The sequence below is a fragment of the Priestia abyssalis genome, assembly GCF_002019595.1.
In the GTDB taxonomy this organism is placed as follows: Bacteria; Bacillota; Bacilli; order Bacillales; family Bacillaceae_H; genus Bacillus_BA; species Bacillus_BA abyssalis.
In genome coordinates this window covers 2123926-2150280 of the sequence record NZ_KV917369.1, presented here as the reverse complement: position 1 = coordinate 2150280, position 26355 = coordinate 2123926, and the positions used below count along the sequence as shown (strand labels likewise).

The window sequence follows — 26355 nt, the reverse complement described above, 5'->3', positions numbered from 1 at the left end:
GTAATGAATCGCAGTGTGAATGACAATCATTATGGGGAGACGCTCCATATAAGAATGGAAAATCACCTGATCATACACCGTTCGTCTATTTTGCAGCACCAGCAAGCTAAACCTGATTGGATGCTTGAGGAAATCAAGCAAAATAAACACAAATTTTGTTTTCGTTGATATTCTCGATTTCAATGTCCATATCATAAATTTCTTTTAGGATCGATGAATCGATGATGTGATCAGCAAGACCTTCCTTTACGATTCTCCCGTCTTTCAATGCAACGATATAATCCGAATAACAGGAAGCGAAGTTAATGTCATGAATGACGATAATGACCGTTTTTCCAAGTTCATCCACAAGCCTTCTCAATACTTTCATAATTTGAACCGAGTGTTTCATGTCCAAATTGTTCAATGGTTCATCCAAAAGCACATACTCCGTATTTTGGGCAATGACCATCGCGATGTAAGCCCGTTGCTTTTGACCTCCGCTTAATTGATCCAAATATTTATGCTGAATATCCTGCAATTCCATATAAGCAATGGCCTCATCGATGTATTTCCAGTCTTCTTTTGTCAAATTTCCTTGCGAGTATGGAAATCTACCGAATGAAACTAACTCCCGGATTGTTAGCCGGATATTGATATGATTCGATTGCTTTAATATTGCAATCTTTTTGGCCAAATCATTGCTTTTACATTGGCCGATTTCCTTGCCGTCTATGAAAATATTGCCATCATCCTTTGCGAGCAAACGGCTGATCATCGACAGCAAGGTACTTTTACCCGCTCCATTTGGACCAATAAAAGAGGTAATTTTCCCTTTTACTATGTTAACCGATACATTGTCTATTACTTTTTTGTTTCCATATTGTTTTGAAACCCCGATAACTTCTACCATGACTTATTCTCCTTTAATAGAAGATAGATGAAATACACTCCACCCACAAAATTGATGATGACACTTAATGTCGTGGAGAAGGTGAATACACGTTCAACGATTAACTGCCCTCCGACCAGGGCAATGATACTGATCAGAACCGCCCCTAAAATGAGTTGTTTATGCTGATACGTTTTCAAGAACTCATGGGTCACATTTGCCACAAGTAATCCTAAAAACGTTATGGGACCTACTAAAGCGGTCGAGACTGAAACAAGGATGGCGATAACGATTAACAACCTTTTAACGACATAATCATAATCAATCCCTAAATTGATCGCTTGCTCTTTTCCAAGGGAAAGCACATCCAAATATTTTGTGAATCTCCTAACATAACCGATGGTTAAGAGCACGAGGACAATCGCTATGATCAACAAATCTGTATTCACATTATTGAAGCTGGCAAACATCTTATCTTGGACAAGCAAAAATTCATTCGGGTCGATGAGGACTTGCATAAACGATGATAGACTTCCAAAGAACGTTCCAAATATTAACCCGATTAACAGTAGAAAATAAATGTTTTGCTCTTCTCTTTTAAAAAGAATTTTATACAGCAATCCTGCAAACACGACCATCATCCCTACCGATATGATAAAGTTAATGTTTTTATCGGAAGCTGTCAGGCTTGCAGATCCGAATACGAAAATAACAAACGTTTGAACTAATAGATAAAGAGAGTCGAGTCCTAGTATACTCGGTGTCAATATTCGATTATTTGTGATTGTTTGAAATATCATCGTTGAAAAAGCGATCACTCCGCCTGTTACGACAATGGCCAATATTTTTTTTCCCCGTCTAGGAAGGGCGTACCCCCAATTACTGCCGAGATCAAGGAATAAAAACAGAAGAACTAAGATTACAGATACAATAGCTAGAACACTTAACTTAACATTATTACTCATATGCCTTTCTCCTCATAATTAAATAAAGGAAAATTCCACTTCCGATGACTCCGACTGTCACACCTATCGCAATTTCATATGGATAAATAATAAGACGTCCGAGTATGTCACAAGCCAATACAAATACGGCTCCGAGCAAAGCTGTATGAGGAAGGCTTTTCTTCAAATGATCCCCCTGATACATCGTCACAATATTTGGGATAATCAGACCTAAGAAAGGGATGACCCCTACCGTAAGTACGACTATGGAGGTGACGAGAGCAACGATGATCAGTCCTATATTAACGATTTGCTTATGATTGAGTCCCAGATTGATGGAAAACTCTTCGCCCATTCCTGCAATAGTAAACTTATTCGCAAACAAGTACGCGATGATGACAACAGGAATGCTAATATATAAAAGTTCGTATCGGCCTTGAATGATCATTGAAAAATTCCCTTGCAGCCAGGAAGACATATTTTGAATGAGATCATGTTTATAGGCAAAAAATGTGGTGATGGAACTGATAATATTCCCAAACATCAACCCGACAAGCGGGATGAAAATCGCATCTTTATATTTCACTTTTTCTAAGATCTTCATGAAGATAAACGTTCCGAGCAAGGCAAACGCAAATGCCACAAGCATCTTTACCAATGGACTGGCCGAAGTGAATAGCATCAGCGAAACTAAAATTCCTAATCTCGCAGAATCCAACGTACCGGCAGTGGTCGGTGAAACAAATTTATTTTTGCTTAGCTGCTGCATAATTAAACCGCATATGCTCATGCTCATTCCGGCAATGATGATGCTTATTAATCGGGGGAACCTGCTGACTGCTAAAATCTGAGCCTGTTCGCTGCTTAAATGAAACAGGTCCAAAGGCGTTAAATCCTTTACCCCGATAAAGATTGAACAAATGGATAAAATAATCAGTGCAATGAATAAATATCTTTTTTTCATAATTCTTCCTTACTCTTTCACATCCCGAGAATTAGTTTATACTATGTATGGACTTTCAATGAAAACGATAATTATTATCAATATTTAATAAAAAATAAAAGAACGATTTCTTTATATAATTCGCCTACTCCCCCTGATCCTCCCTTATCTAACAACATTAATGGATAATCAATATACGGAGTGATATTGATTATCATTACTATCAATAAATTAAACCCTCCAGTTACTGGAGAGTCAACCTTTTTATAAAAAATTAATTTATATTCAAAAGCAGCCTTGTTAAAGACCACTCTTTTCAAATGTCTAAATCTCACTTTAGACTTCACAAATAAGCCGGTAACGGTTCCCTTAAAAACGATTGGACATGGGCAAAACAACCCATGTCCAATCTTATACGTAAATTCGTATGTCCCGTCCTTTATACGTTCATCTTGTCTGCTGTTTGAAGCTCTCGGTTTCTCAGTTCCACACGGCGGATTTTCCCGGAATCCGTTTTTGGCAATTCATCCACAAATTCAATCAATCTCGGATACTTGTAAGGAGCCGTCATGTTTTTAACATGATTCTGCAATTCTTTTGATAGGGCTTCCCCAGCTGTGTAACCCTCTTTTAAAATGACAAATGCCTTCACTACATTTCCTCTGATCGGGTCTGGACTTGCAACAACGGCGCACTCTTTCACACCCTCATGTTTCATGAGTGCATCCTCCACTTCAAAAGGGCCAATCGTATATCCCGAACTGATGATGATATCGTCCGCTCGCCCTTCAAACCAAAAATAATGATCTTCATCCTTACGCGCACGGTCTCCCGTTACGTAATAATTTCCTCTAAAAGCGGCTGCTGTTCGTTCAGGCTCTTTGTAATAACCTTTAAACAATGCCCCAAAGTCTTTTCGAACGGCAATATCCCCCACTTCTCCAGCTGGAACTGGTTCACCGTTTTCATCAATAATGTCGATGAACTCTTCTAAAATCGGTTTCCCCATCGACCCTTCTCTGAATTCCGCTCCCTTTAATGTCCCAATCAATAATGTACTTTCTGTTTGCCCGTAGCCGTCCCTTACGTGAACACCGAAATGGCGCTTAAATATATCTACTACTTCCTGATTAAGGGCTTCACCGGCGGAAACGGCACTATGAAGGCTTGTTAAATCAAATTCTTGCAAGTTATTAATCTTCGCCATCAACCGGTATTCGGTCGGTGTGCAGCATAGCACATTGATTTTTTCATCCTGAAGAAGCTGCAAATATTTACGAGGCTCGAATCGACCATGATAAACAAATCCTGTTGCCCCTTTTCCAAGCACGGAAAGAAACGGGCTCCATACCCATTTTTGCCACCCTGGACCCGCCGTCGCCCACACGGTATCCCCTTCACTAATATTCAGCCATCGGTCCGCAGCGATACGCAAGTGGGCATATGCCCAGCCGTGACTATGAATAACCCCTTTCGGCTGACCTGTCGTACCGGATGTATACGGCAAAAACGCTATATCATCTTTCGTCGTATCTGCTGCGGCAAATTCATCAGATTCACCATTTATCATTTCTTCCATTGATATCCAGCCGTCCGTTTTGTTTCCAAATGCAATCTTAAACATCAAGGAAGGCGTTTCGTCTTCGATGTTGTCTATTTCCTTACAAAAAGGAGCAAACGAAATAACAGCTTTCGCTTCCGCATGATTAATCCGATAACTAATATCTTTTGCCCGCAGCATTTCTGATGACGGAACAATGACAAGTCCCGCTTTCAAGCAAGCAAAATAGATAATATAAGATTCAATTAGACGCGGCACGGTGACCAGCACCCGGTCTCCTTTTGTCAGTCCCTTTTTCATCAATCCGTTTGCTAATTGATTACCTTGTCTTATAAGTTGATCATATGAAATGCTCTTTTTATCTCCTTGTTCATTTTCCCATTTCAATGCCATTTTTGGTGAAGCGTGCTTTTCAATTTCTTCTGTTAAATTGTACTGTTCAGGTGCAAGCAATTCTTTTACGTCCATAATTATTCTCCTCTCTTTTCTTTTAGCATCATTATAATATTTCTTGATGCAGGCACCCATCCCCTCTTCAATGAGTTATATTTCAGAAAAATTAGAAAATAAAACAGTATGTAAATCATCTTTTAAGAAATCCCCTTGTATTCATTTATTATATACCTAACAATTAGCATCAGCTACTAATATGTATTACTATTTTTGAACATTTACATTTCGACTAAAAGGAAAGAACAATGAATGACAAAATTGTGGCGTGCATCACAGCGCAAAATCATGCTTCCATTTTATATAGATGAAATCAATTTATATCACAAAAAGGCAATTTTCCGCTTTTTAATAAAAAGTGAAAAATTGCCTTTTTTTAAATTGGCCTATAGGATTCATATCTAATCGCAGTTCTCACGCTCTTTATCCCAAGCCTCCACAACTTCACTGACAGCCAATACTCTTTTGCCTTCCGTAATGTAAAGAGAGTGGTCATATATTTTGAAGTTTTCTAAATTCCATCCTTCATAAATAATAAATCTCCCGCGTTTAATCCATTGTTCTAACTCATGCTCCGTCACTGAGAAATACTTCATAATATCTTTTGAATCATACGCTTTGCTCATAAAGCCTCCTCCTGATTTTTATGTATTGATCGTACGGTAAATGTAAATTCCCCAGGCAGCATAAATACTAGACTTATGTAAATAAACCTGACCGCCGAAAAAGCCGTCTCACTTTTAGAGTTAGAGACAGCTCATTCATGCACATGTTGTTATATCTTTTACTATATAAGGGAGTCTAACTTATTTTTTTAACATACACTATGGATTCTTAGCATATTTGTGTGTTTCCTTCTCTTCCACTCAGAATAAACTTACAAAGTTTTTCTTATATACTATATACATTCCACATAGTTGTTTACAATCGAATTCATAAACCGCTCAAAAGCTTGTTGCCCTCGATCATCCCGTTTAAATACACCAGCATGCTCCAAGATCGCGGCGAATACCATTCCGATTTCTTCTTTTAAGATTTCATGCACATTTTCGTCCGAAAGTTCTGTATGCTTTGCTTTGACCTTTCTCGCCCATTCTAAATGTTTGATGATGTCTTCGTGCTTTTCTATTTCTGTTTCAAATTCATCAGAAACGAGACAGTGTGCCAGCAAGTTCATTTCCTCTTTTAACCGCCCTGGCAACACCGCAAGCCCCATCACTTCAATTAACCCAATATTTTCTTTTTTAATATGATGCACTTCTTCATGCGGGTGAAAAATTCCCATCGGATGGTCATCGTTTGTTCGATTGTTGCGAAGAACCAAATCCAGTTCGAAAAGTTCGCCCCTTCTTCTGGCAATCGGTGTTATCGTATTATGCGGCGTCTCATCCGTAAAGGCCAAAATCTCCACATCTGCATCGCTATATGTCTTCCACTCTTGTAAAATATAATCCGATAGCTTCACAAGTCCATCGCGCTCGCTGCTTTGAAGGCGGATAACAGACATCGGCCATTCCACGATACCTCCCCGTACATTCGGATAATGTTTAAACGTAAATTCTTTTTCGATTTCCGCCTTTGCCATCGGAAACTGGTGATGACCGCCCTGAAAATGATCGTGCGTTAAAATAGAACCTCCCACAATTGGCAAGTCCGCATTGGAACCAAGGAAATAATGTGAAAATTGGTCCACAAATTGCAGAAGGCGCGCAAACGTCTCTTTTGATATCTTCATCGGTGTATGCTCCGCTGAGAAAACGATCGCATGCTCGTTATAGTAAACATATGGCGAGAACTGCAAAAACCATTGTTCATCATTGAGCTGAACAGAAATGATACGATGGTTTTGTCTTGCCGGATGATTCACGCGGCCCGCATAGCCGGCATTTTCCTTACACAACAAGCACTTCGGGTAAGAGCTTTGCTTCATATTCTTTGCCGCCGCAATCGCTTTTGGATCTTTTTCCGGTTTTGATAAGTTAATCGTAATCTCTAAATCACCGTACTCGGTCCGTGCCAGCCATTGTTCGTTTTTCCCAATACGGTCTGTCCGGATATAATGAACATCTTTCGAAAACTGATAGAACGCTTTTGTCGACGCTTCTGCTCCTTCTTTTTCATAACATTCAAAAAATCGGCGATTTATTTCAGAAGGAAGCGGCACAAAGCATGCCATGATCTTCGTATCCAACAAATCACGATACGTGACGGTATTTTCCTTCAGACGTCCGTTCTCGGCTGCCCAATCTACTATTTTTTCTACTATTTCTACAGGAGTATGAGCCTGTTCCTTAACTGTTTCTACTGTTTCAAATTCATCGAGTTCCAGTACTTCCAACAGCTTATTTCGAACAACTTCTATATCCCATTTTGTAATTAATTCTTTATTTAAACCATACTGAAGTAACCGTTCAATTTGTTTATAAATATTGATTGCCATGATTGCCCCTCTCCTTTAGTAGAGAATAGAAGCAACATGATGACACGATTTTCCTCCCTGTCGGTCACCATGCTGCATTTTTTTATTTATCGTAGCCGTTCGGATGTACCCGGAACCAGTTCCATGCGCTTTCAATCATCTTTTCAAGCGAAGTATAGCGCGGCTGCCAGTCCAATTCTTTCATTGCTTTTTCAGAGGAAGCAACAAGTTTGGCAGGGTCGCCCGCACGTCTTGGCGCCACTTCTGCCGGAATGGGGTGTCCTGTTACATTACGTGCTGCATCAATCACTTCTTTTACGGTAAATCCATGTCCATTTCCTAAGTTATATGTGCCGCTCATGTTGTCACGGCGTAATTTATCAACCGCTAAAATATGAGCATCCGCCAAATCAGTTACATGAATATAGTCACGGATACAGGTGCCGTCATGTGTATCATAGTCATCTCCGAAGATGTTTATTTTCTCGCGCTTGCCTAACGCCACTTGCAAAATAATCGGTATTAAATGTGTTTCAGGAGTATGATCCTCCCCCAGCTTTCCGTCAATATGGGCACCTGCCACGTTAAAATAACGCAGCACTACGTATTTTATGCCATAAGCTTGCTCCGACCATTTCAACATCTTTTCAATCGTCAATTTAGTTTCTCCATACGGGTTTGTCGGTTCTGTCGGGTCATCTTCCAAGATTGGAAAGTTTTTTGCTTCCCCGTATGCCGCAGCAGTCGAGGAAAACACGATTTTCTTCACATCATGCTTCACCATTGTACGCAGCAAGCAAAGGGTTCCGTATACATTATTGTCATAATACGTTAACGGATCGTCTACACTTTCGCCGACAAGTGAATCTGCCGCAAAATGAATAACCGCTTCGATATCGTGTTTTGTAAACACATCACTTAAAAATAATTCGTCTCGCAAATCACCGACATAGAGCGTCACGCCTTCTAATACGGCTTGTTCATGCCCTTTCTGCAAATTATCGACTACAATCACTTCTTCCCCTTTATCGAACAACTCGGAAACGGTATGACTGCCAATATACCCAGCGCCCCCGCAAACTAAAATAGCCATTTGATGCTCCTCCTTTTTCCTTAAACGATTTCACGAACTAACTCTTTTGCACCATCGCCTACTTGTACGACGTAGAAATCGGCTGTTAAGCCTGTTTTTTCTGTATATCTCCGACCTGCATGTTCAATGAACGAATCGATTTCACTATTTTTCACAATGCTAATGGTGCATCCTCCAAAGCCGGCACCCGTCATGCGTGAACCAAAAACCCCTTCTTCCATCCAGGCTGCTTCCACTAATGCATCCAATTCTTCTCCTGTCACTTCATAGTCATCTCGCAGCGACTTGTGAGACTGCTTCATCAATTCACCAAATCCGGCAACATCTCCCGCTCGAAGCTTTATGACTGCTTCTTTTGTCCTTGCATTTTCATAAACGGCATGTTTCGCGCGCTTGCGGTCAGTTTCATCTTGAACTAAATATTTATGCTGTTCAAACTGCTCCGGGGTTATATCCCCTAACGATTTAATGTGAAGTTCTGTTTGCAATTGTTTTAACGCCCTTTCACATTCCCCGCGTCGTTCATTATATTTGGAATCTGCCAGCCCTCTTCGTTTATTTGTATTCGCAATGACTAATGAAGCATCCTGAAGCTTGAGCGGACTGTATGTATAATCTAATGTCTGGCAGTTTAAGAGAACAGCGTGATGTTCTTTTCCCATCCCAATCGCAAACTGGTCCATTATGCCGCAGTTAACACCGATAAACTCATTTTCTGCTCGTTGGCTCATTTTCACCATGCTCATCATATCTGCTTTTAGACCGAATAGTCCTTTTAATAGTACTGATGTTGCCAATTCAATGGAGGCCGAAGAAGATAACCCCGCTCCGTTTGGAATATTTCCGTAAAACAGTACATCAAATCCTTGATCGATGACATAACCATGTTTTTTAAATGTATCGATAACACCTTTCGGATAGTTCGCCCAATCATGAGCTGCTTCATATCGAAGATTATCTAATGAGCATTCGACAATGTCTATATTTTCAAAATTTACAGAATACATTCTGACCATCTTGTCAATCCGCTTTTGCACAACGGCATAGGTACCAATGTTTAAGGCACATGGAAAGACATGTCCACCATTGTAATCCGTATGTTCACCAATTAAATTGACGCGTCCCGGCGCGAAAAACACTCGGGTTCGTTCATCTGATACATGAAATGTTTTTATAAATTGTTTGATTAAATTTTCAATCATGGTTATCCTCCATCCCTTTCTTGCTATCTATTAGGCTATCGTTTGAAGCAACGATATAAGATTGCTGCTTCTACCTCCTTAGATCCGAATCCAATCATTATGATCTTTTATCAGCTTAATTTTATTAAAAAACGAAGTAAAATAACTAATATTTTTCGATATTTTTACTAAAATTATATATGTAATATAACAAAAAAACCGCTTTCATTCAATGTTATTTTTGAATTTATATGTATAAAAGCTCATAAATCCAGTAAAAACTTAATTTATTTTAGTAATTTTAACTAAATATAAAAAGCCACATAATAAATCCCCCAAAAAAATGGCGGTCTTCTATTAGTATTCAAAAACAACCTCAACCATAATAAGAGGAAACATGCACGAGGAGTGACGATGCCAAGAGAAAAGCAAACCTATTTTGTCCAAACGAACGTTAATAGATGTTTCGTATACGCTAAAAATGGCGAGAATAAAATAAAGAAAAGCGGATTTTAAAATTAATATGAAAAGTAAGCGTTTTTTTGCTATATTACATATAGGAATTAACATAAAGTTAAAATTAAATTTCCTATGGTTTGGTGATGAAATGACGACAATAAAAGATATTGCGCGTGAAGCGAATGTATCGACCGCTACTGTATCGAGAATATTAAACGACGATCAAACGTTATCAGTAGCTGAGGACACGAGAAAACGAGTATTGGAAGCAGCAGATTTATTAAATTATAAGCCTTCTAGAAGAAGGAATCCCAAGAATAGAAAAGTTGAACAAAATGATAGATACACGATCGGTCTAATCTTAAGTTCTTCCCAAGAAGATGAAATACATGATCCTTATTTCTTGTCTCTGCGTCTGGGAGTAGAGATGGGTTGCGAACAGCTTTCATTAAATATCGGTGCAGTCGTTAGAGTAAACAAGAAAGGTTCTGTAACAGGATTAAACGATTTAGATGGTATTATCGCAATCGGTGCAATAGACCCTCAAGAACTAAAAGAAGTTTATTATCAACACCAAAATATTGTATTCGTTGACTATTTGCCTGAAGAGGACGTTTATGACGCGGTGATATCAGATTTAGAAAAAGCGACCTATAAGGTGATGAATTATTTATTTGAACTCGGCCATGCAAACATCGGTTATATGGGCGGCAAAACAGGGATTAAAGGATTGAATGGAAAAGAGTGCGCAGAAATGGATGACGTCCGAAAAAGTGCGTATCAGAAAGTGATGCAGGAAAAAGGTCTGTATCAACCGGAAAATGTATTAATAGGCGAATGGGGACCAAATGGCGGATATCAGTTGATGAAAGAAGCCATCGAGAAAGACTGTTTGCCAACTGCAATGGTAATCGCAAGCGATCCGATGGCTATAGGGGCGTTACGCGCATTACATGAAGCAAACATAAAAGTCCCTGAGGATATTTCAATTGTCAGCTTTGATGATATTGAAGCAGCTCCATTTCTCAACCCTCCACTCTCGACAGTGAAAGTCCATACAGACGAAATGGGAAAAACAGCAGCAAAACTTTTATATGATCGATTGAACGGGAGAAGTATACCGGTAAAAGCCGTACTGGCGACTGATCTCATTTTAAGAGAGAGCTGCCAGCCTAAATCATAATTATATATCCATCTAGAAAATGGGACATGGTTAAAGCGACCATGTCCCATTTTCTAGACCTTTGAAGGCAGACTCAAGATGTCTAGATAACTATTTGTAAACTATGTCCAATCGAATAGAGAAATGTTGAGTTATTCCGCTAAGCCTTCTTTTTTCATCGTGTCTCCTAAAGCAGTGATGGCATTTGCCGCATCAGAGCCTTCAGCAATAATTTTGATCATAGCACCTTTTGGTATACCTAAAGACATAACGCCCATGATAGATTTTAAATTAACGGTTCTACCATTATACTCTAAGTTCACATCCGCATTGAACTTGCTTGCCGCTTGTACTAATGTTGTGGCCGGGCGAGCGTGAACTCCGGAATCTGCTGTTACTGTAAATTGTTTTTCTGCCATGTTTATCAATCTCCTTTATTTACTGTTAATTTCTATAATGTTTTCTAAAAAAATCCCCTATATATTAATATAATACTTTCCCCTGAAATCTCAATTTATCTTTAGCATGATCCTTCGTTATAATATCAATACCACTATCAAGTTGCTTTCGCGATCCTTTTTCCCCTTAATCGCCTTTAGCGCTTGTTCCACGCTCATATATCCGAACATCATAAGGATTCTGCGCCACGGCGGCACTCACCATTCCTTTCAGGATAGACTTCACCCTTTCCTCCGTTTCTTACTTTTTCTTTACGTTACTTATAAAAAAGAAAGCGGCCCACATATAACTAATTGTGTTGCCGCCGATTTCCGTCTATTTAGAGGCTGTCAGCCGCCATACACAGCTTTGGAAATCCCCTTTCAATTCTGCCGGAACACTTAAGCCCACATATTCAAGCTCATCACCGCCAAATACTTTATTCGTTTCCTCCACTTTGTATGTTTTGTCAGGATCAAGCCCTTTTACTTTAAAGCTGTTAAATGGAGCGTTCGCTTCTGCCAACACACGGAAATAAAAGACAATGGCTTCTGTTTTTTCTTTATTGACAAATAACCAGGCTGTTTCATTCCCTTCAAACGGACTAAGCAAACGATAGAAATCGCCGAACTGGATAAGCTGCCTCATTTCTTTATATTTGGCCACCTGCTGCTTCACGGTTTCTTTCTCCTCATCCGTCAACTTCGTTAAATCTAGTTCGTATCCTAAATTTCCTGACATCGCCACATCTCCGCGCATGTCCAGCGAAGTGATGCGGTTCACTTGATGATTCGGAACAGCCGATACGTGTGAACCCATCGAAACGATTGGGTATACAAGGCTTGTCCCGTATTGAATCTTCAAGCGCGAAACGGCATCTGTATTGTCGCTTGTCCATGTTTGCGGCATATAATAGAGCATTCCCGGATCAAATCGTCCACCTCCGCCTGAACAGCTTTCAAACAGAACATTCGGGAACGAAGACGTGATTTGCTCCATCACCTTGTATAAGCCAAGCATATAGCGGTGTGCCGTCTCTCTTTGCCTATCCGGCGGAAGTATTGCCGATCCGATTTCGGTCATATGGCGGTTCATATCCCATTTCACATACGTAATCGGTGCGCTTGCTAAAATATTAGATACCATTTTAATAATGGCTTCACATACATCTTCTCTTGAAAAATCAAGGATCAGTTGGTTTCGGCTTTCTGACCGGGTATGGTTCGGCACATGCAAGCACCAATCTGGATGCTGACGATACAGATCACTGTCAACCGAAATCATCTCAGGCTCGAACCAAAGTCCAAACTGCATATCCATATTCCGAACCTTGTTTGCTAAATCATCCAGACCATTTGGAAGCTTTGCTTGATCGACAAACCAGTCCCCCAGAGATGTCGTGTCATCGTCCCGTTTACCGAACCAGCCATCATCAAGGACAAACAACTCAATTCCTAATTCACGTCCGACACTGGCGATCTCTAAAATCTTCTCAGCATTAAAATCGAAATAAGTCGCTTCCCAATTATTCACTAAAATCGGACGTTCCCTATCCCTGTATGCCCCCCTCACAAGACGGGTTTGGTAAAGCTCATGAAACGTTCTGGACATCTCTCCTAATCCATTTGATGAATAGACCAGTACTGCTTCCGGTGTTTGAAACGCTTCTCCCGGTTCCAGCTTCCAGTTGAAATCAAACGGATTAATCCCAATGGTGACGCGGGTATTCCTAAATTGATCGACTTCCGCTTGAGCAAGAAAGTTCCCGCTGTAAACAAAGTTAAACGCATAGACTTCTCCCGCCTCTTCATTCGTTCCTTTTCTCAAAAGGGCCATGAACGGATTATGCTGGTGGGAGCTTGCCCCTCTCGTGCTTTCAATCGACTGGACTCCATGACGGAGCGGCTGTCTTTCAATATATCTTTCCTTTACATGCCCCCCATGGAGGTGCAAAAAGTCAAAATCCGCATCACGGAAATCAACACTCATGCTTAAAGCGCTTAAAAGTTTTAACGATTCTTTCCCTTCATTTATAAAGCGGGCTGAACGGGTAATTACATTCAGCTGTTCAAAAACCGTATACGTTAGCGCAACTTTTAAGCCCGATACAGCATCCTTCATTATAATCTCAAGCGTTTCTGCTTCTTCATCGTTCTCTGCATATGTCGCGGGCAAACCTTCCAAAGAACACTTTCCTTTAAAAATCGAATGAGAATCATATCTCAAGTCAGACACTGTTGATCCGTTTTCCAGCTGAGTTTGGTAAGCCGGCTTCCTAAAATCTGTATTGCCGTATTGCGGATATTCCTGCGGCAAAGTATCGAGCGAAAACGTACGGTCTTCCTTATGCTGATACGGATTTCCCGAGAATCCGCGGTCGGCAAACTGCAGCTGATTAGAATGGTTATACCGCTTTACTTTACGTCCCCAATACAAGTGTGATACATACCCATCACGGATAACTTGCATGACATAGCTCGTGTCCTTCGCTTGCAAGTGAAATATTTTTTGTTGTTCATCAAACATAATGCCCATAATAAACTGCAACCTCCTATTTTCTCTTTCTCTCTTTACTTAATCGCCCCTCTTACAACACCGCCGATGATCCATTTTTGTGCCATGATATAGACAATTACCATTGGTGACAATGCTAATAAATAAGAGGCAAAAGCTAAGTTAAAATCCGTACTGAATTGACCCTGGAAGACATACTGCACTAACGGAAGCGTGGCATCTGCCGGATCATTCAGAATGATCAGCGGGAGCATAAAGTCGTTCCATGCCCACAAACAAGTTAGGATGCCAACGGTTGCATTAATCGGTGATAACAGCGGGAAAATGACCTTCCAGAACACCCCCCATGTACTGCAGCCATCCACAATTGCTGCTTCCTCGAGTTCCATTGGTATAGAGCGGATATAGCCGACATAAATAAAGATGTTTAAAGCCGCACCATAAACAATGTATAAAAAGATCAGCCCGCCCGGATTATCCATCCCCAGTGCAGAAGTTTGTTTTACAAGCGGAAGCATGATAATAGGAAACGGAATAAACAAGGCGCTGACAAAGTAGTAATACAGCCCTTTAAAAAACTTGCGATGCATGTTTCGTGCAATCGCATACGCAACCAATGAGTTCGTTAAAATCGTAAATACCACGGTAACAATCGTAATAATTGCACTGTTTTTAAATGCCGCAAAGAAGTTTGTTGCTTCAATGGCATTTGCAAAGTTTTCAAAATGGAATCCCAATGGAAGCGCAAAAACAGAATCAGCCAGCTCTGCTGGTGTTTTTAACGCAATCGATACGGCAATATACAAAGGCAGGAAGATAAACAGGGATCCTAATGCAATTAAAATTGTAACCGGCCAGTTTGTCTTTTGTTTCATTACATATCCATCTCCCTTCGTTGGAGGACCTTAATTTGAAATACCGAGATGATGACAATGACGATGAAGTACACAACCGAGTTGGCAGATTGGTAGGCAAATTCCCCGCCTGAAAACCCACCTTTATAGATAAGGACCGAAATCGACTCTGTTGCACGGCCCGGTCCGCCTCCTGTTAAAGCAATAACTTGATCAAATACCATTAAAAAACTCTTCATTGAAAGCACCATATTAATCGTGAAGAAAGGAGCGATCATTGGGAACGTAATTTTCCAGAATTCCTGCCATTTATTGGCTCCATCAAGGCTCGATGCCTCATATAATTCACTCGGAACGGTTTGTAAGCCTGATAAGTATAAAATGACATTAAAAGCACAAGCTTGCCAAACAGCAACGATTACAATCCCAATCCAAGCTAAATTTTCACTTCCTAAAATATTGGTGGACAAGAAGCCGATATGCAATTTTTCTCCCATTTGCGGGATCACATTCGCAAAAATATAGTTGAAGATATAGCCAACGATTAACACACCAAGTACATTGGGAAGAAAATACACTCCGCGAAAAAAGTTCTTCCCTTTAATTTTTGCATTTAAGCCCACAGCAATAAGCAGACTCAAAATATTTACGAGAATGGTAGCAAGAACAGCAAATTTAAAGGTAAATAAGTAAGAGTTTAAAATGTTTGCATCTTTGAAAAGATTAAAGTAATTTTTAAGTCCAACAAAATCGTAAGTAAAACTTAACCCGTCCCAGTTTGTAAACGAATAATATACACCTTGCAAAGCTGGTAATGTGTGAAAAAAAGCAAAAAGGAGAACAGCAGGTACAGTCATTACATAAAAAGCGACATTTTTACCTTTTATCCTTTTTCTCTTTTTTTCCGCTTTCATCGCAAGAATACTGCTAGAGTTGGCTATGACAAGATTATCTTTTTTCATGTCTTTTCACTCCCTTTTTAGAAAACGGAGAAACTGGGGATCCCCAATTTCTCCTTGATCGTTATTGACGGTCGGCTACTTTCCCCCATTCTTTATCCAATGTTGTCAAATACTGCTTCGCATCTTTTTTCTCCGTCAATACTTGCAATTGTTTATCCAGCCCTACGGCAGACGGTACATAATGATCAGGGAAGTCAACTACCTCACCTTTTGCAAAACTTTCCTTTAAACCTTCCACTTCAGGGGCTTCTTGTACGATGCCTTTTTTGGCTGAAAATGCGTTTTGCTGTGCAATGTATTCTTTCGCGTTTTCGTCAGCTAAGAGAAACTCGATGAACTTCTTCGCTTCTTTTCCATGCTCTGTTGTGACAGATTGGGCAAGCAATAAGTCCACTCCTGATACTACCTTTGATTCGCCCGGAGTATTTGTTACTGGGTAAGGAAATACACCAAGCTCGATGTCCGAATTAGCTTTTTTAACCTCTGGAATCGCCCAAACACCTTGGAGATACATGGCGGATTCACCTTTCGCAAAAGCCGCGTTTCCGTCATTGTACGCTTTACCGGATTGATTTTTATGGCCATATTCCAGAAGAGTTAAGAACTTGTCCACCGCTTCTTTATGTCCTTCGGCAAATGTCGTGTTTCCTTTGTTTAACTCTTTAAAAAAGTCTTCGCCCTGTGTATTGGCTGCCAGTACGTTATAAGAAGGCAATGTTGTCCATGAATCTTTAAAAGTGAAGTAGAATGGGATTTTTCCAGCTTCCTTCACTTTTTCTGCTGCTGCGATGAACTCATCCCATGTTTTCGGTACTTCAATACCTAACTCTTTGAAAATCGCTTTATTATAAATGACAGCATTTGCGTTTGTTGCATACGGAATACCATATACCTTTTCTTGTTGCGACACGTCTTTTAACATTTTGGTATAGGCCGGTTGAATATCCTTTAACAAGGCATCTTCAGAAACGTCTTTAAAAGCTCCCGCTTTTGCAATTTCTTTAAACGCTGAATCTCCACCCATTCCAATTACATCAGGAAGATCGCGCTTCGCTACACGTGTTTTTAATACTGTCGTAGCATCCGGCGGATTGGATTGAACAACATCAATTTCCGGATTTTCTTTCTCAAATTTCTCTATTAATTGATCAAATGTCCCTTTTGCTTCTGATTTATATTGGAAAAACTCGATTTTCACTTTGCCGCCAGATCCACCTGCCGCCTCTTCCTTACTGCCACAGGCTGATAAAGTTGAAACAGCTAATACACCCGTCATCAATAATGCCATCGTTTTGTTCATCTCATTATCCCCCTCATCATTTCACCCAAATTTAGTAAACGCTTTCTTTCGTCTATAAAAATTTTTTACACTCGTTTATTGAAAACTATTGGATTAAGACTAGTTTAATTGGCCACCTTTGTTATGTACCACTCACCCCCTTTACATTATGCACATGCTCATTTTATCTCGATTGACAACTTTCTCTAACAACGAGTTCGGTTCCAAGAACAGCTTGCACCGGTACACCCCTTCCGTTCAATCGATCCCATAAAAGCTTTGCTGCCGTTTTCCCCATTTCATGTGTGTGAATCTTTACTGTTGAAAGAGGAGGGTTCAAAAATGCCGCTGCCTCAATGTCATCAAAACTGATGATTGAAATGTCTTCAGGAACTTTGATGTCAGCTTCATAGAGCGCTCTTAGTGCTCCGATGACCATTGGATCACTCGCTACCACCATGGCACTCGGCAAATTCCCTTTCTCTATAGCCTGTTTCATCAATTGATACCCGCCGCCTGGCCCCCATTCTCCTATGAGCACATTTTTAGGGTTGTATAACCCTCTTTCTTTCATCACTTTTTCATAAGCAACTTTTCGCATATCATCAGGCTCTTCTATAATTTGGCCGTCATTAATGCTCTTAACGTTATCCCTGCCGCCCATATAGCCAATTTCTTCATGGTTCAGCTTGAATAAATGATTTAAAACATTTTTGGTAGCTTTCTTTAAGTCAGAAGCAACCACATCGTAACTTCCCTCATGAGACAAGTGATTTACAAATACAATATTGTTATTTTCATAGTAAACTTTTTTGATTGAATCCGGATCGATTCCTCCGATTACGATAAGACCATCTAAAGCCTCCAATCCCATAATCAAACCACTTTTGCCGATCCTTATCACATTTACAATATTGAGGGAAAGCTGTTCACAGGCAAGCTCGACTCCGAGACGGATAGATAAGAAATACGGGTCATTTATTTCATCTTCTTGTGTAAGGGCTAAAACAAGACCGATATTATATGAAGTTTTTTGTTCAGCCGTATAATTCTTTGGAGTTCTTCTTCTAGAAGGTTTATAGTTTAACTGCCCTGCTGCTTCCCACACTCGCTTCCTTGTTTCCTCCGCTACCGAGAGTGTTTGATCGTTATTCAATATCCTCGATACAGCCGCGACAGATACATGCGCTTCGCGAGCAACGTCTTTTATCGTTGTCATTTCATCACCACACTGTAGTAAAATACATTTCTATATTTACTAAAATATTTTATTATTTTTACTAAATTTATAGATGTAATATATCAATAAAATCATTAAAATACAACATTTTTTTGAAAATTATCTATATTTAAAGTAAAAAAACAGGGGAAATTCCCTGTTTCCTTCATAAATTTAACTAAATTTTTTTCGACACTCATCTCACCCCCATACATTCACAGTAAAGAAAACAGCGAGATTCTAATTGAATGCTAGTAAGAACGACAAACAGCCAAGGCTACTAAAAAGTGCTTGACTGTTTGTTTATCTCTTCATTCAATTAGTTCTCTTTTATTCATCCTTTAATATAAGGTCAATGGCAACCCTCTCTTCTTGCGAGAAATCAAGATTTTGAAGTGCCGCTACGTTCTCGTCGATTTGTTCCGGTCGGCTTGCACCTATTAAAGTCGAAGTTACTTTGTCATCCCTTAATGTCCAGGCAAGCGCCATTTGAGCCAAAGTTTGTCCACGCTCCCCAGCAATCTTATCCAATCTTATTACCTTTCTCAAAAGATTTTCCGTAATATCTTGAGAATTTAGAAAAACACTGGCACCAGCCGCTCGGGAATCTTGAGGAATGCCGTTCAAATACCGGTTCGTCAACAAACCACCCGATAAAGGCTTGTAGGCAATCGAACCAATTCCCTCTTTTTGCAGCAACTCTTGAAGTCCGTCTTCAATCCATCGATCAAACATAGAATATGATGGTTGATGAATCAAACAAGGGGTTCCTAATCGTTTTAAAATATCTATGGCCTGCTTCGTTTCCTCCACATTGTAGTTAGATAAGCCGATGTATAAGGCTTTCCCTTGCCGGACGGCATGATCGAGTGCCCCCATTGTTTCTTCCAAAGGGGTTTCTGGATCCGGCCGGTGGGAGTAAAATAAATCTACATATTCGATTCCCATTCTCTTTAAGCTTTGATCCAAGCTTGCCAGTACATTTTTTCGGGATCCCCATTCTCCATATGGACCCGGCCACATATAGAAACCAGCTTTCGTTGAAATGAACATTTCATCGCGATAAGCTGAGAAATTTTCCTTCAGTATTCGCCCGAACTGTTCCTCAGCAGAACCCGGAGGAGGTCCATAGTTGTTAGCTAAATCAAAATGGGTGATACCTAAATCAAATGCGCGCCTCAGCATTGCCCGGGCATTTTCATAGGAATTTATCCCGCCAAAATTGTGCCAAAGACCTAAAGAAACGGCGGGTAACTTTACACCGCTTCTGCCGCAGCGGCGATATATCATATTGTTATACCTGTTTGAATTAAAACTATAAGTCATATCTGTCATCCTCTCCTATTTTACTATGAATAATCTTATCATTTTTACTAAAAAAATTACTAGACAAAGATGACAGATTATATAGACTTTAACCAAAATCAAATTTTCCTCTTGTTTAAATAATAAGTAAATTTTACTTTTTAGCTATACTTTCCTGCAGCCTGTGTTCAAGACCTTTTAAATCTTCCCTTCATGCCTAAAAAAACAGTCCTCTCATGACGAAAGGACTGCTTACATACATTATGATTATCAACTTTTCGTAAGTGAGCATCATGCCAGCGATTAAATGCTCATGCCCACTGAAAGTGGTCTCCGCAAAATGGGATGAACATTAATTTGGTTTGACCCAATTCAATCACATCATACGGTTTTAGCAAATCGGATACGACCACTTCATCATCATTTAAGTAGACGAGCCCTCTTGAGTCCCCGGGATAAATGCGGAATTGCTTTTTCTTTGGGCTATAGCTTATAATTGCATGGTTCTCCCTTGAAACGGCTTCATCTCCAGAAATGTTAATATCCATTTTTTCCGAGCGGCCAATGAAATTCCGTTCACTTCTTATCCGGTAATCTCTTCCTCTATCCGGGCCTTCAATACAAACTAACCAGCCAACGACCGGGTCAAGTCCTGTTTGCTTGCGGACGATGGCCACCGTTTTCCCATCATCATTTCTTGGAGGAACAGAAGGTGTTTTCGCTTGGGTTACACCCAGTTGGTCGTTTCCAGTCGAAAACCTTGCTTGGGTTTTCTCCATATCTCCCCCTTGGTTTGGCCTTTTTGGCATCGTCACACCGAGATTCAAGTCGATATTCACCCCGCAATGGGGACATAAACTATGTTTCGTCTCATCATAATAATGCCCTTTTTCACAACGTTTCACTTTAATTTCCCTCCTTTTCACTTTGTTGAATCAGCCATTTAAACACACCGTCTGAACGTATTAGTGTATGAATAAATGTACTGCTGGATTCATAGGTTTGTGTCCCGTCGCTATATGAAAGTTTTTGGGCGACTTTTACTTTTGCCGTATTGCCGTTAATCTCTAACACTTCGATACTCTCAATGTTGACCTCAAACTGCTCATATGCATGAAACAAATCGGTCAGCATCTTTTCTGTTCCCGAATAGACAGGGCTTTGAGGATCAATTGTACTCATGTATCCAGCAACATTCTCTTCTTCCATTGAAATGGCATTGGCATGAATCGTGACTTCAATTTCTCCCTGGTCGCCGCTGCCGCCGGTCAATAGCGCTTCGATCTTTTCCATATCCGGATGGGTGATTCCGGCTTCCTTCAACCGTTTAAAGTCATCAAGCACATAATCTTTAAACGTTTTGCCGTTGTCCACTGCCGTATCTTTATAATTCATATACAAATCAGCGGCTATTTCATAATCACCGTTCAACAAATAGGCATGAGCCAAATCAAGTTGAAGCCATACTTGATTCGGGTCAATTCCGAGCCCCTTTTCCGCTGAAGCGATCGCTTCTTTTGGCGATTGATTAAATATTTGCAAATACGACAATGTCTCATATGCGGATGCCAGCTCTTTCGGATTTTTTTGGAACACAGGATCTTTGGCATACAAATCCTCTAAGATGACAATGCTTTCCTCCGCGTCTTGAAGGCCATAATAGTAATAGCCTAAATCTCCTTTAATTGATGCGATATTGCGAGACAAGACCCCTTGAGCATATTGGGCATCAAAATCGCCGTCGTTTTTCACCAGTTCAGCAGCCATATCCCTTGCCTGAATGTACAGAGTGAGAGCCCCATTCAAATCATTTTTCTGATCAAGCTCATGTCCCTTATTCCAATATTCGTTTACTAACTCCATTTTCTTCGTTTGAATGGCCGCAGCGTCAACCGGCAATTGAATCCCTTTGCTTATTTCCAAATTCACCGCATCATGTTCTTTCGCTTTTTGTTCCGGTTCTATCGATTGCTTGACGACATGCCCCGTTCTCACGATGGCACTTTCCACATACACGACATTCCCAACTTTCAATCCTGCATTCGTTAAAAAGGTTTTCGCTTCTTTTTCCGTTGAATCCAGAACATTTGGTACGGTTACTTGTTTAACGGCATGATCCTTTCCTGTCTCCTGCTTGGTGTGGTTATTGTTATTTGGCTGGGCTGGTTCCTCTGCTGCTAATCCAATGAACATCAACATCAGCACAAAGCCAACTGACACGATTCCAATAAGTACCGCCCCTCCTGCAATCCATGCCCATTTGGCTCCTCCATTTTTCTTTTTCGGTTGTTGGGGTTGAACCTTTTTTTGATGAGTGAGATTGAGAGTTTCCTTTTTTTCCACTTTTTCAGGTTTTATTTCCCCCTTTTCCTCAAAAAGCTCTCCACTCCCCTCCCCGGTTGACTTTAATAATGCTTGCTGAAATTCTCCGATGATTTGATACCGGTCTGTTTGCTTCACAGCGAGTGCCTTCATTAAGGCCGCTTCCGCTTCCGGCGGAATGTCTGCTCCCAGCTTCGACGGCCGTTCGATGGTGTCTTCTTCTAATCGATCCAGTGATTCCGGGGGAACATGGCCGACGATTGCGCGGTAAAAGGTGGCCGCCGCCGCATAGACATCCGTCCAGGGTCCTTGCTTTCCTTTCGAACGATACTGCTCTTCAGGTGCATAACCCGGTTTTAAAATAACCGAGATGCTTTTGCTGAATTCGTTCATGGCATGCCTTGCAGCCCCAAAATCCAGCACTTTTACTTGCCCTTCTGCTGTAATATAAATGTTGTCAGGGCTAATATCGCGGTGAAGAGTCCCCGTTCCGTGAACTTCTCTTAACGCATCCATTACCGGTATCATAATCTTAAGTGCTGTTCCAAATGGGATTTTTCCACCCTGCATTTCCAAGTACTGTTTAAAATCAATGCCTTCCAGATAATACATTACTAAATAGGCGGTACCATTTTCTCTAAAAAAGTCCCGTACCCCGACAATTCCCGGGTGAGCATTGAATTGCGCCAATGTTTTCGCTTCATCCAAAAATTTCTTCAGTCCATGTTCAAAATGGGATTCAAGCTGTCCTGTAAAGACGGACACGGCGGTATGTTCAGGGGATCTTGTGGCAAAATCCCTTGGCATATACTCTTTGATCGCTAGTTTCATGTCTAAATTCAAATCCCAGGCTAAATACGTGATCCCGAATCCGCCATGCCCCAACACACGCCCCAATACATACTTTTCATGCAAAACAGTGCCCGGCCGCAAATGCTGAGGAGCTTCTGCCGGGGTACCTTCCACCCAGCCGCAAAACGGACAAACCTGTGCCTCTCCTTTGTTCTCCATACAACCAAAACAAAGATGGCTGAAATCGCTCATGATGACACCTCTTTCATGATGAAAATGTTCCTGCTTTCATAAGAAAAGCGCAAGCGCCTTGATGAGGAAGGCCGACTAAGACCGCCGCGTCCTGCGGCAACGTCGGCATGACCCACATCCTGTGGCCCCAAGGAAATAGGGATTGACCCATAAGGCGCTTTTTGCCTTATGAGGGCAATCATCTTTTCCACAACGAGCTAGGCGCTGGAGCTAGACACCAGCACTCATCGAATAATTCTTTCTTATTTCTTTACAAAGACAGCCAGTGCTGTGAAATTATCTTGATTTCCCTGCACACGTTTTTCAAGAATGGCAAGCATGCTGTTTAACCAATGGTCTGGAGAATGTGCCGCCATTAATGCATTTTCCATTTCTTCTTCCATCACATATTCCCAAAATCCATCTGTACATAGTAAGAAAGCATCACCATGCTGCAATTGTACTCCCTTGTTCACGGCCGCTTTTACGGAACCGTCCGTTCCAAGCACACGATAAAGCCGATTCCGATCCTCATGAAAACGGATTTGTTCCATCGTTAATTCACCCGCATTCACGAGTGCTTGACAAACGCTATGATCCTTCGTTCGAACCGCTATTTTGCCGCGGCGAAAATGATAAAGTCTCGAATCTCCAATATGTGCCCAATTCGCTGTCTTCTCCGAACAAACGAGAGCGACCATCGTCGTTCTCATGGAAGATAACATCCGATTATTTTTCTGTTCGGTCAGAATGGCTTGCTGAGCTTTTTCCATACCTGCTGCTAAAACATGCGGTGCAACACCTTTCGTTTGCTCGTAATGAAAAAGAAAGGTTTGAACGGCTATTTTAGAAGCAATGTCCCCGGCCTGATGCCCTCCAAGCCCATCAGCAACCACCCAGCATCCGCCGCCTCTTTCCATGTAAAAATCAGCAAAATCTTCATTTACACGCCTGCCTCCTTCATGCGAAACGATCCCTGTTTGAAACAGCATTCAGCGATTCTCCAATCGAACTTCAAACATATTTTGCGATGAACTCAAGTAAAAGCGATCTCCTGAACGGAGATGATAAGTTTGACCAGCTTTAAGCCTTTCACCCGATTGTAAAAAGGTTCCATTTGAGGAATAATCCTCTACTATAAATATTTGACTTAACTCATTATATTTGATGGAGCAATGTTTTCTGCTTATATCCACCGTATTCATTGGATAGACGAGCTGACAGAAATTAGGATCCCGGCCAATCGTAATTTGTCCCGCTCCTAATTCAATAATCTGATTGTTAAAATATCCATTCACACCGACCATCAGCGGTTTTTGTTTTGTTACAGAAGCGGCAGACGACTGCTTCTTTACCGGCGGAGGAGGACTTGACGATTTTCCTTTCTTTCTAAAGATAACGGCCAGCAATACAATCACAACTAAAAGGAATAATGCAGCGGCACCGCCAATCCCTACAATCCACCATATTCCATTTGATGTTTCTGTCTCCGCTTGCACAGGAGCCGGTGCATTTGCCGATGAAGCCGTCAAATATGGAATACCGCGGGACTCTAATATAGGGATAAGCTCATCAATTTGAACGGATCCGTTGATGCCTGAAGCTGTCGTCACCCCAAACGTATTGATTCCCACCACTTGACCTTGTTCATTTACTAAAGGGCCGCCCGAGTTGCCTGGATTGATATCTACATCCACTTGAAAGATTTTACGTCCTCCCTGAGTGGAAATCTTACTAATAATTCCTCTTGTAATCGTGACATCATCCGGTTCGCCTGACGGAGTATCATCAATTAAATCCGCATCGCCTGGAAAACCGAGGGCATATACTTCTTCACTTGCCTTAACATTTGCGCTTGTGCCAAGTTCCATTGGAGGACGTTTATATAAGTCTTGTGTTAACTCCAATACAGCAATATCTTTTACTTTATCGAAGGCAAGCACATTCACATTAATTTGATCCTCTTTTGACAGCAAAACGGTAACTCCGTTTAAATTGGGCTCCACCACATGATAGTTTGTTACGATATAACGAACGGGTTCGGTATCACCGACCGCAAAACCGGTTCCTATATACATCCCTTCCGCTCCATAACAAAGAATGCGAACAACACTGTTCCGCAATTGATCGATTGACCTTGTTTCAGCTTTTGTCGGAAGAAGATAGGCAAACACTAAACTAATCGTAAGTAAAAAGATGAAACAATAGCGCACTTGTTTCGTGACTACAGCCATCACTTTCATGCATTCTCCCCCTTTTGATCATCACATTAAGCAATCGTTAACATCGCTGCCGTTACATTATCTTGATGTGGTTTTTGTTTCGACAAAGCGATCTCCACCATTTTTTCCGCTGCTTCTTGGGTATCCAAGCGGCAGGCAGCAATCATTTCAGCTTCAGAAACAGAACCATAAAGACCATCGCTGCAAAGGATAATTCGATTTCCTGTAAAAAGCGGGACCGCTTCAACGCTGTAATCGACTTCCGCCATTTTCTCTAATCCTATGAAACTCGTTAAACTGTTTCGTTCTGGATGTAAGAAAGCCTCTTCTCGTGAAATCTCTCCCCATTCGGCTTTCGCGTCAAGTTCTCTCGCGTATACATGATCCGTTGTCAATTGATGAAGGGTACCGTTTTGCAGCAAATAAATCCGGCTGTCTCCAACCGATAGCCAAAATAATTGTTTATCATGTACGACTGCAGCTATTAAAGTCGTCCCTACACCTTCTTCTAAGCCCATTCGTCTTGCCAGTCCTACTACAGCGGAATTGGCTGCCTGACATGCCAACAGCAGCTTTTCCCCAATTGACTCAACAGATGGGGTAGACATGTAAGCATCTAAAAATGTTTGGACCGCCAACTGGCTCGCTTCTTTGCCGCCGGCCAATCCGCCCATCCCATCGGCCAGTACAGCCGCTGATCCGAATTTGTGAACGAAAGCACTGTCGCTAATATCAGAAAATCCAAATGCATCCTGCTGCTCAATCCGGCTGCCAATGTGCTGGGCATTGCCGGGAATGACGCTCATTTTTCCGTCAGCAATTACACTGTCGCGTTGATTTTTCTTTGTTTTCAACAAAAAGATGGCAATCGAAAAAACAAATAAGAAAAAGATTACATAACTCCACCAAGGGAGGCGTTCAAAAAAGGCCGGAACCACTTCCAGCCATTCTGTCCACTCCTTGGATGGTGCTGACTTTTCAGCTTCATTCTCCGCTTCCGCAACTCTATCAAAAGGTGTCCACACAATAAAAAACAGGAACAAAGCAAATATGGCCTGGAAGATTCGCCTCATACATACACTCCTTTTACAAGAATGATGATTGCCAAATGCTGCAACGCTTTTTCTGAACCGA

The 26355-nt window shown here is 41.0% G+C and carries 22 protein-coding genes; 1 reads left to right on the top strand and 21 read right to left on the bottom strand.

Annotated elements, in window-relative coordinates; translation table 11 throughout:
* Nucleotides 1-133: 133 nt before the first annotated feature.
* The 9 genes from BK575_RS09890 to BK575_RS09850 all read right to left on the bottom strand — a co-directional run bounded on the left by BK575_RS09890 (nt 134) and on the right by BK575_RS09850 (nt 9483).
* Nucleotides 134-892 (bottom strand): iron ABC transporter ATP-binding protein, encoded by a 759-nt coding sequence (locus tag BK575_RS09890; RefSeq protein WP_078410223.1) that lies wholly within the window; start codon nt 890-892, stop codon nt 134-136.
* Nucleotides 886-1836, bottom strand: coding sequence for an iron chelate uptake ABC transporter family permease subunit (locus BK575_RS09885; RefSeq protein ID WP_078410222.1), 951 nt, complete (start codon nt 1834-1836; stop codon nt 886-888). The genes BK575_RS09890 and BK575_RS09885 overlap by 7 nt, the downstream gene beginning before the upstream one ends.
* Complete coding sequence (locus BK575_RS09880) at nt 1829-2779, bottom strand: ABC transporter permease (RefSeq protein WP_078410221.1); 951 nt, start codon at nt 2777-2779, stop codon at nt 1829-1831. Before BK575_RS09880 ends, BK575_RS09885 begins: the two co-directional genes overlap by 8 nt.
* A 77-nt stretch (nt 2780-2856) precedes the next feature.
* Nucleotides 2857-3078: a hypothetical protein gene (locus BK575_RS28860; RefSeq protein ID WP_078410220.1), complete on the bottom strand. Its 222-nt coding sequence runs from the start codon at nt 3076-3078 to the stop codon at nt 2857-2859.
* A 119-nt stretch (nt 3079-3197) separates the two neighbouring features.
* Complete coding sequence (mbcS, locus tag BK575_RS09870; RefSeq protein WP_078410219.1) at nt 3198-4787, bottom strand: acyl-CoA synthetase MbcS; 1590 nt, start codon at nt 4785-4787, stop codon at nt 3198-3200.
* A 383-nt stretch (nt 4788-5170) separates the two neighbouring features.
* Complete coding sequence (locus tag BK575_RS09865) at nt 5171-5395, bottom strand: hypothetical protein (RefSeq protein ID WP_078410218.1); 225 nt, start codon at nt 5393-5395, stop codon at nt 5171-5173.
* A gap of 272 nt (nt 5396-5667) precedes the next feature.
* The gene (gene galT / locus BK575_RS09860; RefSeq protein WP_078410217.1) at nt 5668-7209 is read right to left on the bottom strand and encodes a UDP-glucose--hexose-1-phosphate uridylyltransferase; all 1542 of its coding nucleotides are present in this window, start codon (nt 7207-7209) and stop codon (nt 5668-5670) included.
* 82 nt (nt 7210-7291) lie between these two features.
* Nucleotides 7292-8281: a UDP-glucose 4-epimerase GalE gene (galE, locus tag BK575_RS09855; RefSeq protein WP_078410216.1), complete on the bottom strand. Its 990-nt coding sequence runs from the start codon at nt 8279-8281 to the stop codon at nt 7292-7294.
* Between the two features lie 20 nt (nt 8282-8301).
* Complete coding sequence (locus BK575_RS09850; RefSeq protein ID WP_078410215.1) at nt 8302-9483, bottom strand: galactokinase; 1182 nt, start codon at nt 9481-9483, stop codon at nt 8302-8304.
* A 586-nt stretch (nt 9484-10069) separates the two neighbouring features.
* Here BK575_RS09850 and BK575_RS09845 point away from each other — a divergent pair.
* On the top strand, nt 10070-11104 hold the full coding sequence (locus BK575_RS09845) for a LacI family DNA-binding transcriptional regulator (RefSeq protein WP_078410214.1): 1035 nt from the start codon (nt 10070-10072) through the stop codon (nt 11102-11104).
* A 131-nt stretch (nt 11105-11235) separates the two neighbouring features.
* Here BK575_RS09845 and BK575_RS09840 read toward each other — a convergent pair whose 3' ends face one another.
* From BK575_RS09840 to BK575_RS09785, 12 genes are all read right to left on the bottom strand, one after another.
* Nucleotides 11236-11502 (bottom strand): phosphocarrier protein HPr, encoded by a 267-nt coding sequence (locus tag BK575_RS09840; RefSeq protein WP_078410213.1) that lies wholly within the window; start codon nt 11500-11502, stop codon nt 11236-11238.
* Between the two features lie 355 nt (nt 11503-11857).
* The gene (locus BK575_RS09835) at nt 11858-14056 is read right to left on the bottom strand and encodes an alpha-galactosidase (RefSeq protein WP_078410212.1); all 2199 of its coding nucleotides are present in this window, start codon (nt 14054-14056) and stop codon (nt 11858-11860) included.
* A 35-nt stretch (nt 14057-14091) separates the two neighbouring features.
* Nucleotides 14092-14910, bottom strand: a complete 819-nt coding sequence (locus tag BK575_RS09830; RefSeq protein WP_078410211.1) for a carbohydrate ABC transporter permease — start codon at nt 14908-14910, stop codon at nt 14092-14094.
* A complete protein-coding gene (locus tag BK575_RS09825) occupies nt 14910-15803 on the bottom strand; it encodes a carbohydrate ABC transporter permease (protein WP_235867474.1) in 894 nt (297 codons plus the stop codon). Before BK575_RS09825 ends, BK575_RS09830 begins: the two co-directional genes overlap by 1 nt.
* Before the next feature lie 109 nt (nt 15804-15912).
* Nucleotides 15913-17151 carry an ABC transporter substrate-binding protein gene (locus BK575_RS09820; RefSeq protein ID WP_078410209.1) on the bottom strand — a complete coding sequence of 413 codons (1239 nt, stop codon included), beginning with the start codon at nt 17149-17151 and terminating at the stop codon, nt 15913-15915.
* A 163-nt stretch (nt 17152-17314) separates the two neighbouring features.
* The gene (locus tag BK575_RS09815; RefSeq protein WP_078410208.1) at nt 17315-18349 is read right to left on the bottom strand and encodes a LacI family DNA-binding transcriptional regulator; all 1035 of its coding nucleotides are present in this window, start codon (nt 18347-18349) and stop codon (nt 17315-17317) included.
* A gap of 330 nt (nt 18350-18679) precedes the next feature.
* Nucleotides 18680-19675 carry an L-glyceraldehyde 3-phosphate reductase gene (gene mgrA / locus BK575_RS09810; protein ID WP_078410207.1) on the bottom strand — a complete coding sequence of 332 codons (996 nt, stop codon included), beginning with the start codon at nt 19673-19675 and terminating at the stop codon, nt 18680-18682.
* A 290-nt stretch (nt 19676-19965) separates the two neighbouring features.
* Nucleotides 19966-20559: an FHA domain-containing protein gene (locus tag BK575_RS09805; RefSeq protein WP_235867349.1), complete on the bottom strand. Its 594-nt coding sequence runs from the start codon at nt 20557-20559 to the stop codon at nt 19966-19968.
* A gap of 1 nt (nt 20560) precedes the next feature.
* Complete coding sequence (locus BK575_RS09800) at nt 20561-23020, bottom strand: protein kinase domain-containing protein (RefSeq protein ID WP_078410206.1); 2460 nt, start codon at nt 23018-23020, stop codon at nt 20561-20563.
* 242 nt (nt 23021-23262) lie between these two features.
* On the bottom strand, nt 23263-23991 hold the full coding sequence (locus BK575_RS09795; protein WP_078410205.1) for a PP2C family protein-serine/threonine phosphatase: 729 nt from the start codon (nt 23989-23991) through the stop codon (nt 23263-23265).
* Nucleotides 23992-25242: a S1C family serine protease gene (locus tag BK575_RS09790; protein WP_078410204.1), complete on the bottom strand. Its 1251-nt coding sequence runs from the start codon at nt 25240-25242 to the stop codon at nt 23992-23994. It abuts the gene before it with no gap.
* A gap of 26 nt (nt 25243-25268) precedes the next feature.
* Nucleotides 25269-26294 (bottom strand): PP2C family protein-serine/threonine phosphatase, encoded by a 1026-nt coding sequence (locus BK575_RS09785; RefSeq protein WP_169907694.1) that lies wholly within the window; start codon nt 26292-26294, stop codon nt 25269-25271.
* Between the last annotated feature and the right edge of the window lie 61 nt (nt 26295-26355).

Coding starts and splice junctions, on each gene's coding strand:
- BK575_RS09890 (WP_078410223.1), bottom strand. CDS start 892: ATGGTAGAAGTTATCGGGGTTTCAAAACAATATGGAAACAAAAAAGTA.
- BK575_RS09885 (WP_078410222.1), bottom strand. CDS start 1,836: ATGAGTAATAATGTTAAGTTAAGTGTTCTAGCTATTGTATCTGTAATC.
- BK575_RS09880 (WP_078410221.1), bottom strand. CDS start 2,779: ATGAAAAAAAGATATTTATTCATTGCACTGATTATTTTATCCATTTGT.
- mbcS (WP_078410219.1), bottom strand. CDS start 4,787: ATGGACGTAAAAGAATTGCTTGCACCTGAACAGTACAATTTAACAGAA.
- BK575_RS09865 (WP_078410218.1), bottom strand. CDS start 5,395: ATGAGCAAAGCGTATGATTCAAAAGATATTATGAAGTATTTCTCAGTG.
- galT (WP_078410217.1), bottom strand. CDS start 7,209: ATGGCAATCAATATTTATAAACAAATTGAACGGTTACTTCAGTATGGT.
- galE (WP_078410216.1), bottom strand. CDS start 8,281: ATGGCTATTTTAGTTTGCGGGGGCGCTGGGTATATTGGCAGTCATACC.
- BK575_RS09850 (WP_078410215.1), bottom strand. CDS start 9,483: ATGATTGAAAATTTAATCAAACAATTTATAAAAACATTTCATGTATCA.
- BK575_RS09845 (WP_078410214.1), top strand. CDS start 10,070: ATGACGACAATAAAAGATATTGCGCGTGAAGCGAATGTATCGACCGCT.
- BK575_RS09840 (WP_078410213.1), bottom strand. CDS start 11,502: ATGGCAGAAAAACAATTTACAGTAACAGCAGATTCCGGAGTTCACGCT.
- BK575_RS09835 (WP_078410212.1), bottom strand. CDS start 14,056: ATGGGCATTATGTTTGATGAACAACAAAAAATATTTCACTTGCAAGCG.
- BK575_RS09830 (WP_078410211.1), bottom strand. CDS start 14,910: ATGAAACAAAAGACAAACTGGCCGGTTACAATTTTAATTGCATTAGGA.
- BK575_RS09825 (WP_235867474.1), bottom strand. CDS start 15,803: ATGAAAGCGGAAAAAAAGAGAAAAAGGATAAAAGGTAAAAATGTCGCT.
- BK575_RS09820 (WP_078410209.1), bottom strand. CDS start 17,151: ATGAACAAAACGATGGCATTATTGATGACGGGTGTATTAGCTGTTTCA.
- BK575_RS09815 (WP_078410208.1), bottom strand. CDS start 18,349: ATGACAACGATAAAAGACGTTGCTCGCGAAGCGCATGTATCTGTCGCG.
- mgrA (WP_078410207.1), bottom strand. CDS start 19,675: ATGACTTATAGTTTTAATTCAAACAGGTATAACAATATGATATATCGC.
- BK575_RS09800 (WP_078410206.1), bottom strand. CDS start 23,020: ATGAGCGATTTCAGCCATCTTTGTTTTGGTTGTATGGAGAACAAAGGA.
- BK575_RS09795 (WP_078410205.1), bottom strand. CDS start 23,991: ATGCTGTTTCAAACAGGGATCGTTTCGCATGAAGGAGGCAGGCGTGTA.
- BK575_RS09790 (WP_078410204.1), bottom strand. CDS start 25,242: ATGAAAGTGATGGCTGTAGTCACGAAACAAGTGCGCTATTGTTTCATC.
- BK575_RS09785 (WP_169907694.1), bottom strand. CDS start 26,294: ATGAGGCGAATCTTCCAGGCCATATTTGCTTTGTTCCTGTTTTTTATT.